General features: G+C 37.1%; 13 protein-coding genes. 6 read left to right on the top strand and 7 right to left on the bottom strand.

The window, feature by feature from the left end; all coding sequences use genetic code 11:
• Nucleotides 1–261 precede the first annotated feature (261 nt).
• Nucleotides 262–1,368, top strand: a complete 1,107-nt coding sequence (gene wecB, locus IQ247_RS12020) for a non-hydrolyzing UDP-N-acetylglucosamine 2-epimerase (RefSeq protein WP_193920225.1) — start codon at nt 262–264, stop codon at nt 1,366–1,368.
• 224 nt (nt 1,369–1,592) lie between these two features.
• Here the strand turns inward: wecB and IQ247_RS12015 are convergent, their stop codons facing one another.
• On the bottom strand, nt 1,593–7,070 hold the full coding sequence (locus tag IQ247_RS12015) for a trifunctional serine/threonine-protein kinase/ATP-binding protein/sensor histidine kinase (RefSeq protein WP_193920223.1): 5,478 nt from the start codon (nt 7,068–7,070) through the stop codon (nt 1,593–1,595).
• Between the two features lie 463 nt (nt 7,071–7,533).
• Nucleotides 7,534–8,298: a hypothetical protein gene (locus tag IQ247_RS12010; RefSeq protein ID WP_193920221.1), complete on the bottom strand. Its 765-nt coding sequence runs from the start codon at nt 8,296–8,298 to the stop codon at nt 7,534–7,536.
• A 668-nt stretch (nt 8,299–8,966) separates the two neighbouring features.
• Between IQ247_RS12010 and IQ247_RS12005 the strand changes: the two genes are divergently transcribed.
• Nucleotides 8,967–9,206: a DUF433 domain-containing protein gene (locus IQ247_RS12005; protein ID WP_193920219.1), complete on the top strand. Its 240-nt coding sequence runs from the start codon at nt 8,967–8,969 to the stop codon at nt 9,204–9,206.
• A 73-nt stretch (nt 9,207–9,279) separates the two neighbouring features.
• Here the strand turns inward: IQ247_RS12005 and glgA are convergent, their stop codons facing one another.
• From glgA to IQ247_RS11990, 3 genes are all read right to left on the bottom strand, one after another.
• A complete protein-coding gene (glgA, locus tag IQ247_RS12000; protein WP_193920217.1) occupies nt 9,280–10,695 on the bottom strand; it encodes a glycogen synthase GlgA in 1,416 nt (471 codons plus the stop codon).
• A gap of 131 nt (nt 10,696–10,826) precedes the next feature.
• The gene (gene hemC / locus IQ247_RS11995; RefSeq protein WP_193920215.1) at nt 10,827–11,795 is read right to left on the bottom strand and encodes a hydroxymethylbilane synthase; all 969 of its coding nucleotides are present in this window, start codon (nt 11,793–11,795) and stop codon (nt 10,827–10,829) included.
• A gap of 332 nt (nt 11,796–12,127) precedes the next feature.
• Nucleotides 12,128–12,565, bottom strand: coding sequence for an N-acetyl-gamma-glutamyl-phosphate reductase (locus tag IQ247_RS11990; protein ID WP_375341224.1), 438 nt, complete (start codon nt 12,563–12,565; stop codon nt 12,128–12,130).
• 69 nt (nt 12,566–12,634) lie between these two features.
• On the opposite strand from IQ247_RS11990, the gene rsmG reads away from it, so the two are divergent.
• From rsmG to IQ247_RS11970, 4 genes are all read left to right on the top strand, one after another.
• A complete protein-coding gene (gene rsmG / locus IQ247_RS11985; protein WP_322745494.1) occupies nt 12,635–13,396 on the top strand; it encodes a 16S rRNA (guanine(527)-N(7))-methyltransferase RsmG in 762 nt (253 codons plus the stop codon).
• Nucleotides 13,397–13,787: 391 nt separating this feature from the next.
• Nucleotides 13,788–13,994, top strand: a complete 207-nt coding sequence (locus tag IQ247_RS11980; protein ID WP_193920214.1) for a type II toxin-antitoxin system HicB family antitoxin — start codon at nt 13,788–13,790, stop codon at nt 13,992–13,994.
• Nucleotides 13,995–14,000: 6 nt separating this feature from the next.
• The gene (vapB, locus tag IQ247_RS11975; RefSeq protein ID WP_193920212.1) at nt 14,001–14,222 is read left to right on the top strand and encodes a type II toxin-antitoxin system VapB family antitoxin; all 222 of its coding nucleotides are present in this window, start codon (nt 14,001–14,003) and stop codon (nt 14,220–14,222) included.
• Nucleotide 14,223: 1 nt separating this feature from the next.
• Nucleotides 14,224–14,520 carry a type II toxin-antitoxin system VapC family toxin gene (locus IQ247_RS11970; protein WP_228059677.1) on the top strand — a complete coding sequence of 99 codons (297 nt, stop codon included), beginning with the start codon at nt 14,224–14,226 and terminating at the stop codon, nt 14,518–14,520.
• Nucleotides 14,521–14,673: 153 nt separating this feature from the next.
• On the opposite strand, the gene vapC is transcribed toward IQ247_RS11970, so the two are convergent.
• Nucleotides 14,674–15,084 (bottom strand): type II toxin-antitoxin system VapC family toxin, encoded by a 411-nt coding sequence (vapC, locus tag IQ247_RS11965; protein ID WP_193920210.1) that lies wholly within the window; start codon nt 15,082–15,084, stop codon nt 14,674–14,676.
• Nucleotides 15,081–15,263, bottom strand: coding sequence for a type II toxin-antitoxin system VapB family antitoxin (locus IQ247_RS11960; RefSeq protein ID WP_193920245.1), 183 nt, complete (start codon nt 15,261–15,263; stop codon nt 15,081–15,083). Before IQ247_RS11960 ends, vapC begins: the two co-directional genes overlap by 4 nt.
• Nucleotides 15,264–15,590: the final 327 nt, after the last annotated feature.

The raw sequence follows: 15,590 nt of genomic DNA, 5'->3' as shown, positions 1-15,590 counted from the left end.
TACTAATTCGACAAACAGTGCATTTCTGCCCGGTTTATCCGGGTTTTTTCATTGTTGACAGTGGACAGTGGACAGTTGACAGTGGTTAGTTGATGGTTGATAGTTGATGGTGGTTAGTCGATGGTTGATAGTGGTTAGTTGACCTTTAACCTTTAACCTTTAACCTTGTTATAAAATATCTGGTTTTGTGACAATCGCCTATTGACGAATCACCCCTATGGTAATGACTATTGACTATTAACTAGTGATTTATGACTAATTATGAAGCGAGTTTGTATTATCTTAGGTACTCGTCCGGAAGCGATTAAACTGGCTCCGGTGATTCAAACTTTCCAAGGCTATGAAGGCTTGGAAACTCAGGTAATTTTAACCGGACAGCATCGGGAGATGGTTGAACAGGTGATGGGATTGTTCAATTTAAAAGCCGATCGCGATTTAGAGATTATGCAACCAAAACAATCTCTGAGCGATATTACTTGTCGTAGTTTGGGTGGTTTGCAAGAGTTATTCGAGGAAAAACAGCCAAATTTAGTTTTGGTACAAGGAGACACAACTACAGCTTTTGCAGCAGCTTTAGCAGCTTTTTATCAAAAAATACCTATTGGTCATGTAGAAGCTGGTTTAAGAACCGATGACTTATTTAATCCTTACCCAGAAGAAGCTAACCGACGTTTAATTTCTCAAATTGCTCAGCTGCATTTTGCTCCTACACCTCTGGCTACAGAAAATTTACAACGTTCTGGGGTGTTAGGGGAAGTTCACATGACGGGTAACACCGTAATTGATGCGCTGTTGAATGTGGCAAAAAGCGAACCTCCTTGTAATGTACCGGGTTTGGAATGGGGAAATTATCGAGTCATTTTAGCTACAGTTCACCGCCGAGAGAATTGGGGAGAACCGCTTGAAAGTATTGCCAAATCATTTTTACAAATATTAGATAAATTTCCGGATACAGCATTATTGTTACCACTACACCGTAATCCTACAGTTAGAGAACCCTTACAGGCAATGTTGGGAAATCATCCCCGAATTTTCTTAACTGAACCTTTAGACTACGCTCAACTCGTGGGTGCGGTAATGCGATCGCACTTATTGCTTACTGACTCAGGTGGGTTACAAGAAGAAGCGCCCAGCTTAGGAAAACCAGTATTAGTACTGAGAGAAACAACAGAAAGACCGGAAGCAGTAAGTGCAGGAACAGCCAAGCTTGTAGGAACAGATACACAGACAATTGTCGCTAGTGCAGCACAATTATTAAGCAATCCTACAGCTTATGAAACAATGGCAAGTGCAATTAATCCCTTTGGAGATGGTCACGCTTCGCAGCGGATTTTACAAGTTGTACAGGGGTTTTTGGGAGTTAATTAGGAGTTATGAGTGGTTGCTAGGGGTCTGTGACACTAAGTTTGATGTGTAAAAATTCGTAGTGGGAGCGTCTCGCTCCCTGGTGACCACTAGCGGGACTTAAACACTGGTGTCCACTAGCGGGACTTAAACAATTATAAGGGAAATGCATTCTCAGCCTGGAGGCTGGGAACGAATTAACAAGTCACTGCTTCCTTTCTTGTCTTCAATTCCTCACTCCTCACCTTTTACTCTTCATCATCTGTTACTTCCAACGGTAACTCGATCACAAATTCGGCACCATTTCCAGGAGAGGAAATGCAGTATAAATTACCACCATGCTTTTCGGTAATTATCTGATAGCTGATTGATAGTCCTAAACCAGTTCCTTTTCCTTCCGGTTTCGTGGTGAAGAATGCTTTGAATAGTTTACTTCTGACTTCTTCTGTCATACCCGGACCATTATCTGCAATCTGGATGGTAACTTTTTCTTCCTTTGCTGAAGTACGGATAGTAATAACGTTGGGATTTTTCTCAATTTCTGCGTAAGTTTTACCTTCGTTGGATTCGTCTAAAGCATCAATTGCATTTGCTAATAAGTTCATGAATGCTTGGTTGAGTTGACCGGAATAACATCTAACTAAGGGTAATTCTTCGTACTTTTTAATAATTTGAATTGTGGGACGTTCTGCTTTCGCTTTCAAGCGATGTTGCAAAATCATCAAAGTTGTTTCAATACCTTCGTGAACGTTAACCGGCTTTTTGTCAGCAGTATCAGTACGGGAGAAATTCCGCAAAGACTGCATGATATCGCGAATTCGTTCGGTTCCTAATTCCATAGAATTTATCATCTTGGGTAAATCTTCTAGGAGATAATCTAAGTCGATTTCTTCTTGAAAACTTTCAATTTCTTCCGGTGGGGAAGGTACATTAGTCTGGTAAAGATTTAATAGTTGTAGCAAGTCTTCGATATATTGATTAGCAATGGATAAATTACCCGCAATGAAACCAACTGGGTTATTGACTTCGTGAGCAACACCTGCTACCAATTGTCCTAAAGAAGAGATTTTTTCCGTTTGTACTAATTGCGCTTGAGTTTGTTGGAGCGTTTCGAGAGATTGCTGTAATTGCTGTGATTTTTCTTGTTCACGAGCATAAAGACGAGCATTTTCGATCGCGATCGCAGCTTGTGAGGTGAGTAGTTTGAGAATTTCCAAACGAGAGTTGGTAAATGCACCAGTGACTTGGTTGTTTTCCAGGTAAATAATGCCAGTAAACTTACCTTGATAGAAAATGGGAGCGCATAAAACCGATTTCGGTTGTTTTCGTAGTATGTAAGAGTCTTCTTTATAAATCTCTTCTTTGGTTGCGTCTTTGAGTACCAGAGGTTGTTGAGTTCTGGTAACGTAGTGGATAACGCTCAAGGGGATATCTTGACTTTCTTCTATTGGGGTTGATTGCAGCACAACTAAATCGCTATCTTGGTCATTATCAATAGCTTCAATAAACAATTGATTGTCCTTGAGTAAGATGAGACAACCTTTTTGAGCAGCTGCATTTTCTAGAATGATAGATAATAGCTTGTCGAGGAGATTATCTAAAACAATTTCGCTGGTAATAGCTTCCGAAGCCTTCATTACCGTAGTTAAGTCAAGAATACTATTGCTGTTGCTTGATGACTCTAACATTCTCGCAGAATTACTCACAATAGTTCTGCTGATATCTTGTGATGGTGTGCTAGTTTCGCTGCGAATAATTAAATTAGGATAACGTTCTTCTAAATCTTTAACTTTAGCGAAAGCACCCCAACGAATATAACCGTAATAAGCATCAGTCATGTAGGTTTTAGCAATCTTATCTTTACCTAAATTGAGATAAAACAGTGCTGCAAGTTCGTTACCTAGTGCTTCCTCTTGAGTGTATTCATTTTCCTTAGCACCAGCAATAGCGCGGTCATACAGATGCATCGCTTTGATATTTTTGCGGAAAATTCGCGCTTTTTCAGCTTCGACTAAATCGTATTTATGTTGAAAATTACAAGCCGCATGATGCGCCCATTTGTGCATTTTCTTTTGATTAGCAGCGACTTTTTTGAGATATTGCTTTTGTTCAGTTGATGTGACGTTTTTGTAATTAGCGAGGAGTGCAAGGGAGTAGTAATAATTGTTGACGCAATACATCAAAAAGCCTGGATTGCTTTCTTGGTATTTTTCGGTGAGGCGAGCGTTTTCAATTGCTTGTGGATAGTCTTGAAAGAAATAACTTAGAATTGTTTTAGTAAAATAAAATGTACTTAACCAAGAGGAATTATTGCCTAAACCAGCTATCATTTCAGCTTCGTCAAAAGCCTCATTTTTCAAAATATCTTTTATAGATAGACTTCCTTGAAAATTTAAAATTGCTTGTCTTATTGAACTGATAGAATATGCTACAGCTATCATGTTTAAGTTTTGAGTTAGTAAGAAATATTTAAAAATATTATGATGAATAACTTCTAGATTATTTCCACTTAAAAATAAGTTAATGCTTACAGTCCAATTACAATAACTAGCAAATTCTATATCCCCTGTTTGTAGACCACTTTGCATTCCATGTTGCAAAGAAGTTATAGTTTCTTTGTGATGTTTATGAAAATGCTGAATCATCGCATTGAAGATATAGAAGACTTTACATCTGTATGAGTTAGCATTCATCGGCTCCAGAAGCGACAAACCTAACAGCCCAAATCGATAACCAGCTTCAATGTCCTCAAATTTATCACATAATATTGCACCATAAATACTATAGCCATAAGCACTAGGTGCTGAGTTACCATATTCAACTGATAATCTGACCATTCCTAATATAGTCAATGGAAATATTAAAGACCCTGCTTGGCTAGCTGCTGGATTAACTAACATTAAAATTTGCATAGCTGCAAGTTTATAAGGATCAGTCATTCTCGGCAAATAAACTAAATCTTTTATTGGTTGTCTTGCTAAGATGATTTTTGTGCGAACTAATGCTTCTAAAAAATGCCAATTTTTAGGTTTTTTAGGTAATCTTACACCAAGAAGATTGAGAGCTTTTATTCCTTCTTCCAAAGCTTCTAATATTTTATTTTGTAAAATATAAGATTGAATTTTTATTTGATAAATTTTAGTTTTTTCCAAAATAGTATTAACTTCTTGTAAAGAAAGATTACAAAGAGTTTCTGAAGTTTGAAAATCACCTTTTAAATATTGTGCTTCGGCAGCTTCAACATATAAATCAAACGTAAGTTGATAGATACTTTGCCAACTATCTGGTTTCAAAAGTTCCAATCCTAAATTCAAGTACTTAACAGCAGCTTCATAAGCTGTGGCTGTCTTCGCTTTCTTCCCAGCCATTAAATTAAGTTTTGCTAGCTCATCTTTTTCTGATTGTTCCGTTATTAAATCAACCCCAACATTTAACTGATTGACAATATCTAAAATATTTTCTGAAAATAATTCTGGTGGTGTTTGCTTTAACAATAGTTGACCGATTTTAAGATGAGTTACTTGTTTTTCTGATTCAGGAATAAACCCATATGCCGCTTGCTGCACTCTATCATGTAAAAATCTATAACCAACTTCAATAATATTTGATTTTAAGTTTTTTGGATAAAAATTTTGATTATTTATATCCTGCTCATAGTTTTCTATATCTTCATCAAATACTAAAGGAATCTTATAAGCTTTGCTCAAAGGCAAAATTAATCCAGCTTGTAATGCTGCATCTAATTGTTTGGCAGTACTGACGAGAGATTTTTGATTTACAATTGACAATACTTCGAGCTTAAATGTATCTCCGATACAAGCAGCTAGTTGCAATACTTGTTGTGTAGATTCTGGCAACTTTTTAATTCTATTGGCAACCAAATCTACTACGCTTTTATCTGTGATGCCTATAGCTTGAATTTGTTCAATATCCCAATTCCACATTCCTTGATTTTTTTGTTTATTAGTTAGGGAAGAAAAGGGAGTAAAGTCGAATTTTAATAAGTTTTCTTGATAAAGTGCTTGCAGTAATTGAGTGATAAAAAAGGGATTTCTGCCAGTTTTATTACAAATTAACTCTGCTAAAGTGTTGACTCGTTCTGTATTATCCTTTAAAGTTTCCGCAACTAACAGAGTTACATCTGCACTCTCCAGTGGTTGTAAAACAATGTTATTAACAATTGTATTATTCTTCTCTATTTCTTCTAAAGTTTGAATTAAAGGATGAGCGGGGTTAACTTCATTATCACGATAAGCCCCAATTAGTAGTAAATATTTGCTTTCGGGGTCAGCAGTCAATATTTGCATTAACTTTAATGTCCCAGAATCCGCCCATTGTAAATCATCAAGAAAGATAACTAAGGGATGTTCTTTTTTGGCAAAAACGTGAATAAATTCGGTAAAAACCCGATTAAAACGGTTCTGTGCTTCGGTTCCCCCTAGTTGCGGTACTTCTGGTTGTTTACCTATGATCAATTCCACTTCTGGAATTACATCAATAATTACTTGTCCATTTGCACCAACAGCAGTTAATATTTTATTGCGCCACTTTTCGAGTTGAGTTGCACTTTCTGTAAGTAATTGCTGCATCAAGCTATTAAAAGCCTGAATTAATGAAGCATAGGGAATATTGCGCTTAAATTGATCAAATTTACCGCTGATAAAGTAACCGCGTTTTTGGGTGATAGGTTTATTAACTTCATAAACTACGGATGATTTACCAATTCCTGAATAGCCAGAAACAAGCATCAGTTCGCAACTTCCTTTACTGACTCTTTCAAAAGCATCCAGAAGTTTAGTAACTTGAGTCTCTCTACCGTAAAGTTTTTGAGGAATCAGTAATTGACTCAATACATCTAATCTTCCCGGTGGGAACTCGATAATTGTTCCGGTTATTTCCAACTGTTCCCGACATAGTTCTAAATCCGCTAAAAGTCCTTTACCTGTTTGATAGCGGTCTTCGGCATTTTTTGCCATTAACTTTTCTACCACATTTGCGATCGCCTTGGGAACTTCTGGATTTAATTGTTGAATTGCAACGGGTTGCTTGGCAATATGAAAGTGAACTAATTCTAAGGGATCGTTACTTTGAAAAGGTAATCTTCCGGTAAGCATTTCATAGAAAGTTACACCGAGCGAATAAAAATCGGTACGATAGTCAAGAACCCGATTCATTCTCCCAGTTTGCTCTGGGGACATATAGGTTAATGTCCCTTCCAGTTGATTGGGGTTAGTTAATTGCAGTTTTTCTTTGCCGAGTCTTGAAGCGATACTAAAATCGGTCAGCCTAACTTCTCGTGTTTTAGGATTAATAATAATATTATCAGCTTTGACATCTTTATGAATAATATTATGAGAATGCAGCGATATCAAAGCTTTTGCTAATTGCACCGCAATATTTAAAAATTCCAGTAATTCTAATTTGCAAAGAGAAAGTAATTGCTTGAGGGACTGTCCCCCAAAATCTTCTAATACCAGTAGTAAACGATTTTGCTCGGTCTCAAGCCTTAATATTTTGACGACACCTTCTAAATTAAGATTTTCAGTAATTTTGTATTCATGCTTGAGACGAGTAATCGCATCTAAAGTAGGATAGTCTTCCTTAAGGATTTTAAGAATGACTTTTTCTTGGTTTAGGTGCGATGTACCCCGATAAATAATAGTGTTGATTCCCTCATAAATGACTTCCGTAATGTCATAACCGGGAACCAAGGTAGATGCGAGCATTACACAATCCTTCCTAGAATATTATAAATATGTTCTGTATATCTAGGGTTCCCAAATATTCAGTTTTTTAAACACTTATGGCAAAATTTGGTTGAAAATTAAACAGACACTGGTACTTAGATCATAATAATGCAATTACGTCATTAGAACTTATGAATTGCACCCTTCGGTTGATAATGAGGTAATCTTACAAAATGCGCTTGCTTGTTTTTGTAAACCCAGTTTAGGTGCCAATAACAATTTTGCTTTACATAAGTCCTGTTTAGAATAGGTTTTGACCCGAATTTCCCATACTTAATCCAATAAATTTCATAGTATTATACTTCAGAGTACCGGATATGGTCTTTAAGTAAACCTACATATTTAAGCTAACGAAGCAATCTTAAAACTATTCTATTACTTCGTTAAATTGGCTGACAATGACGATTAATATGGATATTCTACTAACTTCAAGTCAACCATTTTATACAGATATTAATGAACGTGGAGTAGAAGCAGCATATATAAATGGCTTATCACAAGCTTCTTTAGATGCTATAAACATCATTTGATTCATAAATTTTGTAAAACCATCAAAAACTTTCTCAACTAATTTATAAGCTTGTTTTTTTTGATTGGGTGTAAGGTAAATTCTTTCTAATAACTCATCTAAATTACTTACTTCTGCGATAAGGTGACCTGTTTCTACTTTCAAATGGCTGTAACTGAAATAACGATAGCTTTTTTGAGTTATTTCTTCGAGTTCCTTACCTAATTTCCCAAATACGGAAAACGCGACATTTCCTGTAGCTTCTACTGATTCTAAAACTATTGCTTTAAGTACAGGATCTTCATTAAAAGCAGATATTATTAATTCATAAGCTATAGTACGTGCTGTTTGAGTTTCTTTACTCCAAATAAATTTCAACACATCTGTAAAATTTACTAAAGGATTTAATCCCATTTTTTCTAAATCTTCTAAAAACCATATCCAATGATACTGATCTTCATAAGTATGCTGATTAATCAATTCCTGAAGTTGCTTATCCTCTAATTTTTCATAAACAAATTTTTCATTACGGAAAAAATATTGATTTAACTCTCCAAAAGTCATCACAAATGGAGCAATATAGGGTACCCAAACCAATCTTTGCCTCGGATCTATACTTTCATCCCCTAAATATTCAAAAAACGGCAACTTCGCAAACTCTTGCTTTTTCTGTTCAATCAATTCTAAAACTTCTTTCATTTTAATTCTCTAGGGTCAAGGTACAATCTTGTTTAATTAACAGATGGTATTTGCACTAATCCCTGACACTATCTTTCAATAATCGCAATATTCACCCAATAAAAAATGTGAATATTACATCACTAAAAGGCTGCACGCTGAGAACTTTCATTAAATCAATTGAGCTTGAAATCAACTCACTTTTTCTGAATTACTGTATTAAACAATATTCAGTTTTAGCAGTGTTGCTTTAGCTCCGTAACTAATTATTAAGTTTGACAAAATAATTTGAAAATGGGAAGGGGTTTAGAGCAATCTTTATCAAAAGGAAAATAATTAGAATATACACGGATAACTGAATCGGCTATTAATTGCCATGATATGCTTTTTAATTCATCTCAATTTCAGAGAATATACGTAACTTTTTCTTTTTTCTACGGAAAAGAATAAATTTTTTAATTAATGCTTATCAATATGCTTAGATAAATCTCACATTCGATTTTGGATTTCTATAACGGATGCGTTCTTTGGGACATTGAATTCAGGTAGGCACAGGTAAATATAGCGGTTTGCGGTTGAGTATAGTCAGTAAACCAAAAAGATTAACCGAGCCATAACGGAGTTTCCTGCGTTCGTAGCCTGGAGCAACAGCTCAATTACAATAAAAGGGAATATCTTAGCTTGCATCCATGAAAAACCTGACCAGAATTACTTTAAATCCCGAAATAATGGGCGGTAAACCCTGTATTAAAGGAATGCGTGTCACAGTAGGTACTATCGTTGGTTTAATGGTATCCGGACATACACTTAGTGATATTCTCAAAGCATATCCGTACTTAGAAGAAGCTGATATCTACGAAGCGCTTGCTTATGCTGCTTGGCGGGTAGAAGAAATTGAAGTACCTCTACAAAGTGCAGGAAAATTTTGATTGAGATGAATCTCAGCTAAGAACCCCTCTCCAAGGCATCGGAGAGGGAAAGGGGTAAGGTTTCAATGTCAACTTACAAAGACTTCACCGGCACCGACTCTTTCTTCTCTTCTTCGGGTAAACCCAGAATCGAACGATACAAACTCACATATTTCTCAGCCGAAAGCTTCCAACTAAAATTCTGACTCATCCCCCGTTGCTGCAATTCTTGCCATTGGGGTTTAAAACGGAAGCCTTCCCAAGCCCGCACCATGCAAGTGTACAAATCTAAGGCTTCATAACGATCGAAACAATAACCCGTACCTGCTTGATTCATTGGATCGTGATGAGATACCGTATCTACTAATCCCCCTGTACGGCGGACAATCGGCACGCAACCGTAACGCATCGCCAGCATTTGACTGATACCGCAGGGTTCAAAACGACTCGGCATTAAGAATGCATCACTACCGGCGTAAATACGACGAGCTAAAGCATCGTTATATAGTATATAGCTTGCCATCCTTCCAGGAAAACGAGATGCCATTTGCCACAGTTGGGTTTCGTAATTTCGATCTCCTGTCCCCAAAACCACAAACTGAGCATCTGTATAAGATAAAAATCTATCGAGAACCTGCATCATTAAATCGATGCCTTTCTGCTCTACCAAACGGGATACCATCCCAACTAAAAAGGCATTTTTGTTGACTTCTAATCCCAATTCTTCTTGCAAACCAATTTTATCAGCCTTGCGTTTCTCTAAACTATCGCTGGTGAACTTTTCAGCAATATACTTATCAGTTGCAGGGTCGTAAACTTCAGTATCTATACCATTGACAATACCCGATAATTTACCACTAATAAATGACAGTAATCCTTCCAATGTTTCACCATAATCAACTGTCTTAATTTGCTCGGCATAAGTTGGAGAAACTGTAGTTACCCTATCGGCAAACTGTACCGCAGCCGCCATCGTATTATGTCCTTGCATATACCACGGACACCAAGTAATTTTCTCTAAATACCAGCGCCAAGGACCTTGATAAGCTAAATTATGAATCGTAAATATTGTGCTGATATCAGGAGATTGATGCAGCCATACCGGCAACATCCCCGTGTGCCAATCGTGACAGTGAACTAACTCTGGCTTCCAGTAGTTCCAGCAAAACTCAGCAGCACCATTAGAAAAGAAAGTAAAGCGCCAATGTTCATCATCACCGCCATAAACTTTGCGCGGATCAAAAGCCGGATGTCCAAATAAATACAAAGGAACATCAGTACCGGGAAGCACCGATTCGTAAACCGCAAAATCATTAAACATGGCAGATCCCTTCCAAACTGGTTCGGAAGGAATTTCCATCTTGTCCGGTAGAAAACCGTAATAAGGCATGAAAATCCGCACATCATGCCCCATCTGTCGCAAAATTTTCGGCAATGCACCCACAACATCACCCATTCCGCCAACTTTCGCCACCGGAGCCGCTTCCGCTGCCACAAATAGAATCCGCATTTGAATTATCAGTTATCAGTTGTCAGTTATAAGTTATCAGTTGTTGGTTGCTAGTGGTTAGTTGTTGGTGGTTAGTTGTTAGTTGTTGGTGGTCAACTGTCAACTGTCAACTGTCAACTGTCAACTGAAATTTACCCGCGTTGAACGGTTGCAAAAATCTCATCTAAGATGTCCTGCGCTCCTTGTTGGCGTAAACGCTGCGCTAGTTCGCTTCCAATCTGCTCAGGTTCGTAAATGGAACCAGAAACGGTATCTTGAACCCGCTTTGTACCGTCAATACTGGCGACTATTCCCGTCAAGGTTAATTTATCACCATTAATTTCCGTATTTACCCCTATGGGTACTTGACAACCACCTTCTAAGTCGCGTAGGAATGCTCTCTCTGCAAGACAGCGATCGCGAGTTTGGGGATGTTCGAGTTCTTTGAGCAAGGATATCAGTTGCTTGTTATCAGCAAGGCATTCAATTCCTAATGCACCTTGTCCGACGGCGTGAAGAGAAATATCTGAGGGAATAACTTGATGAATACGATCTGCCATTCCTAAGCGTCCCAATCCTGCTGCTGCCAAAATTAAAGCGTCGTATTCTCCCGCGTCCAATTTAGCAAGGCGGGTATTCAAATTACCGCGTACATCTTTAAACTCGAAGTGGGGAAAATGATGCCGCAATTGTGCCAAACGTCGTAAAGAAGATGTACCAATCACGGCACCTTCGGGTAAGGTATCAAGTTGTTTATCTTTGTGCTTGGAATGCACGACTAAAGCATCAGCTGGGTTTTCTCTTTCGGTGATTGCTGCTAAACCCAACCCGGATGGTAAACGAGTCGGTAAATCCTTCAGAGAATGAACTGCAAAGTCAATCTCCCGATTGATCATTCCCGTCTCCAATTCTTTGGTGAAAAGTGCTTTGTCACCAATTTTTGCTAAAGCCACATCCAAGATTTTGTCACCCTTGGTAGACATGGTGTGAACTTCAAACTTGATATGAGGAAACCTTAGAGAAAGTTGTTCCTGTACCCAGTACGTCTGAATGAGAGCGAGCTGGCTTTTACGAGAACCAATGCGAATAGTAGTGATAGAACTCGAAACAACTGATGTCATAAACCAATGTGTCGTTCTTGTGGGGATATATTCTATATAGAGTACCGCACTCAGACACTCAAAAACTTATTTATTACTTTTAAGGTCAAGTAAATTTAGGGATTTTTTTACATTACTTAACAAACTTTTGTTACAAATTTCGCAGCAAAATGTGGAAGCGCTAAAAATTGCATCTTAAAAGTAAATAATTGTCTTAATTGCTGGTAAAATCATCGGAAAAGGAAATTGTGAATTATTGTGAATTATTGGGAATTATAAAGAATAATTAATTTTTCACGGCTGATATTTTATTCCCGATATTCCTCGGTGAAAGCAATCTGTATCATCTAAATTCAAGTAAGACCCAAATCTTCATCCAAACCCAGCATAATATTTAAATTCTGCACTGCTGCACCCGAAGCACCTTTTCCTAATTTATCCAATCGTGCTATTAATAAGGCTTCTTTTGTTTTGTCATTCGCAAACACAAATACTTGTACTAAGTTGGTATCATTCGCTGCTTGAGCATCAAAAAATTTAGCTTGACGCAATGAATCATCATTCAAAGCAGCAACATAAAGGTATTTTTCATTTTGATAATATTCTTTGAGAGTATTGTGAATCAATTCACCATTAGGTTGATTTTGCAGGGAATGTAAAGGTAGAGGAATTTGCACCAACATTGCTTTTTCAAAGTTTCCCACAGCAGGAACAAACAATGGTGGAAATTTCAACCCCGAATGCTGATGCATTTCTTTGGCGTGTTTGTGTCCGAAACTTAAACCACAGATTCCATAACCTTTATCGAGTTAATATCTAAAATACTACTTTGTACTAGAATGTAACTCGCTGTTTTACTTGTGAACGATTCAACTATATCTTGTCTACCCCAGATGATGGATATCTGGGAAAAAACCCTTGAGTGGAAACCATCTCCTCAACAGCAAGAACTGTTTCAATCTCTGTATAAGTTGATTATTCAAGGGAACCGTCAGCTAAATTTAACCCGCATTACTAACCCTGAAGATTTTTGGGAAAAACATTTGTGGGATTCTTTGCGAGGAATTAAGTTCTTGATTTCACAAAAAATAGGGGAAGAGAGCGTAGACAATCAAGCAATTACTATAATTGACTTGGGAACTGGTGCGGGTTCTCCGGGTATTCCGGCAGCTATGGTTGTTAAAAATTGTACTGTTAATCTTGTCGATTCTACGAAGAAGAAAATTAATTTTATCGATAGTATTTTGCCTCAGCTTCAGTTAAATAATGTTTTTGCTACTACTTGTAGAGCAGAAGAAATTGGTAGAGAAAACCAGCATCGAGAAACTTATGATATCGCACTGATTCGGGCTGTAGCTTCTGTTTCGGCTTGTGCGGAGTATACTTTACCATTGTTGAAACAAGGGGGACTAGCTATAATTTACCGGGGTAATTTAACGGACGAAGAAATTACCAATACGGAAAATGCCGTACAGCAGTTAGGTGGAGTAATAGAATCAATTGAACAATTTAATACACCCATAAGTAATAGCGATCGCCATTGTTTGTATTTAAGAAAAGTAGGTAGTACACCCGCAAAGTTTCCTCGTTCAGTAGGTGTACCCGCTCAGCGTCCGCTTTAAGGAGTTAGGAGTGAAGAGTTAGGAATTAGGAGTTAGTACCACCGGAGTGAAGAGTTATTAATTCTTAATTACTGCGTATATTAAATGACAAGTGTTTTGGGAATATTCTTGAGATAATTAAATATATTAACCTTTTAAATCAGTTGATTCCTGCTGAAGAAACGGTAGTTCCTACACCAGTAGAATCACCTCAATAGTAAACTTTTAGATAAAAGTGGTTGAAAGTAGATGATTGGAAACTGTAGTTTTTTGTAGCTGACTACAGTTTTTATTTATTTATTTATTTATAATTAGCTAACTCAAATGATACCTAGAAATTGCTTATAAACTCTGCATTACTTCTGTTAATTGGTAATTTCTAAATTATGGAACGTAAACAAGATGGAGATATATGGACAACAACGATAAGCAAATTTACAATTACACAGTTCTTCTAGAAAAAGAGTCAGATGGAGGTTATCATGCTTTTTGCCCGATCCTAAAAGGTTGTCATTCTCAAGGAAATTCTTTTGAAGAAGCCATTGATAATATCACAGAAGCTATTGAATTATATATTGAAAGCTTAAAGGCTGATAATCGTAATATCTGGTTAAAATAAAAGTGTATGAATACTGAACTAGCTTTGTGGAAAGTTGTTATTAATCTGCCTGAATCTCTGAAAATGGAGCTATTACATGATGCAGAATATTTAAGAGAAAAATATCCAGATAATAAACAATATCAGGAAAAGATAGAAACCGATCGGGCTTACGGTAGTTGGGCAGGTCAAATCATTATGTCAGATGATTTTGATGAACCATTAGAAGATTTGTTAGAATATATGTAACATGAAATATATTTTAGATACTCATGCTTTTCTTTGGTATTTACTAGGTGATACTAATCTAACGATTAAAGCCAAGGATATTATTGATGCCAAAGAAAGCTTGTATTTTAGTATAGTGAGTCTATGGGAAACTGCTATTAAAATTAACATAGGCAAGCTGCAAATAAATCGACCTATTGAAGATTTATCTAAAGAATTGCAATCTATAAATATTCAAATCTTACCTATTATCAATAAAGATGTTGAATTATACTCAACACTTACTTTCCCATCAAATCATCGCGATCCCTTTGATTGAATGTTAATTGTTCAAGCTATGAATCACTCTTTTATCTTAATTAGCCGGGATGTCAAATTTGATGCTTATTGTATTCAAAGGTTATGGGGTTGAGATTAATTATAGATAATCTTGGGTTTCCTTATGTCAACCCAATCTTGTATTGCGATCGCACTAACCTTCAACACTCAATAGAATCATAGGAATGTGTGCTTGGAAACTCTGAAAATCGTTATCGGTTGTGAGGATGCTGTAGCTTCGATGATGGGCAACTGCACAAATCAGAAAATCAGTATTTGAACCTTGGATACCATTGCTACGGCAGGTATTAAAATACTCTGCGGCGAGTTCGTAGTCTTCAGGTAAGAGTTCCATATCTGGAAATATTCGCAGGTAATCTCGTAGACGGGTAAACTGTTCCGAACTGCGAATGCTAGAAAGGATTTCTTGTCTAATCGCACCCAGCAAAGCAACTTGGTCATTGATAATTAAATCTCGTAATCGGGTTACTACAGGGGAAGAATCGGGTGGGGTTCTCCGACGCAAAGCCAGTGACCAAACAGAAGTATCAACTATGACGCTCATGCCTGCTGACGTTGCTGTTTGTAGTCGTAGTCTGGGTCATAATCAATGGAGCCAAAGAGGTCTAACACTTTGAGTCGCTTACGACGTTGGATATATTCCCGCAGCGCGGTTTCGACCAGGGCATCAACGGTTATCTGGTCATCCAGGGAAAGTGCCTCTTGCAGCAATGTATCGTTGATGTTGAACTATGTAATTACGATTGCTCCCGATCCAACAACTGACTAAATCAATATTATCGCACTTGCACAAAAAAAATAGTACGCTGATCAACCTTCAGTCTTGTAGGCTGGGTGGAAACGCACAAGAGATATTTGCAGCCATATGAAAAATCTAGATTTGCGTTGTAACCCAACATTTTATAAATTGTTTGAAGCGTATTTTAATCGTTGAATTTATATATTTTTGTGATTTAAAGAATCTTTATTTTTCCAACCTACAGGAGATTGCGCTCGCACTTTATGATCGAGAGTAAAACCTAAGCACGTTCTATTCTCGATCATAAAGTT

Source organism: Plectonema cf. radiosum LEGE 06105, from assembly GCF_015207665.1.
GTDB classification, from domain to species: Bacteria; Cyanobacteriota; Cyanobacteriia; order Cyanobacteriales; family Nostocaceae; genus Rivularia; species Rivularia radiosa_A.
Note: the sequence above shows the minus strand (reverse complement) of the source record. Positions and strands in the feature narration are given on the sequence as shown.

Bases quoted from the DNA above. Each gene is read 5' to 3' on its own strand.
- wecB (WP_193920225.1), top strand. From the start codon at position 262: ATGAAGCGAGTTTGTATTATCTTAGGTACTCGTCCGGAAGCGATTAAA.
- IQ247_RS12015 (WP_193920223.1), bottom strand. From the start codon at position 7,070: ATGCTCGCATCTACCTTGGTTCCCGGTTATGACATTACGGAAGTCATT.
- IQ247_RS12010 (WP_193920221.1), bottom strand. From the start codon at position 8,298: ATGAAAGAAGTTTTAGAATTGATTGAACAGAAAAAGCAAGAGTTTGCG.
- IQ247_RS12005 (WP_193920219.1), top strand. From the start codon at position 8,967: ATGAAAAACCTGACCAGAATTACTTTAAATCCCGAAATAATGGGCGGT.
- glgA (WP_193920217.1), bottom strand. From the start codon at position 10,695: ATGCGGATTCTATTTGTGGCAGCGGAAGCGGCTCCGGTGGCGAAAGTT.
- hemC (WP_193920215.1), bottom strand. From the start codon at position 11,795: ATGACATCAGTTGTTTCGAGTTCTATCACTACTATTCGCATTGGTTCT.
- IQ247_RS11980 (WP_193920214.1), top strand. From the start codon at position 13,788: ATGGACAACAACGATAAGCAAATTTACAATTACACAGTTCTTCTAGAA.
- vapB (WP_193920212.1), top strand. From the start codon at position 14,001: ATGAATACTGAACTAGCTTTGTGGAAAGTTGTTATTAATCTGCCTGAA.
- IQ247_RS11970 (WP_228059677.1), top strand. From the start codon at position 14,224: ATGAAATATATTTTAGATACTCATGCTTTTCTTTGGTATTTACTAGGT.
- vapC (WP_193920210.1), bottom strand. From the start codon at position 15,084: ATGAGCGTCATAGTTGATACTTCTGTTTGGTCACTGGCTTTGCGTCGG.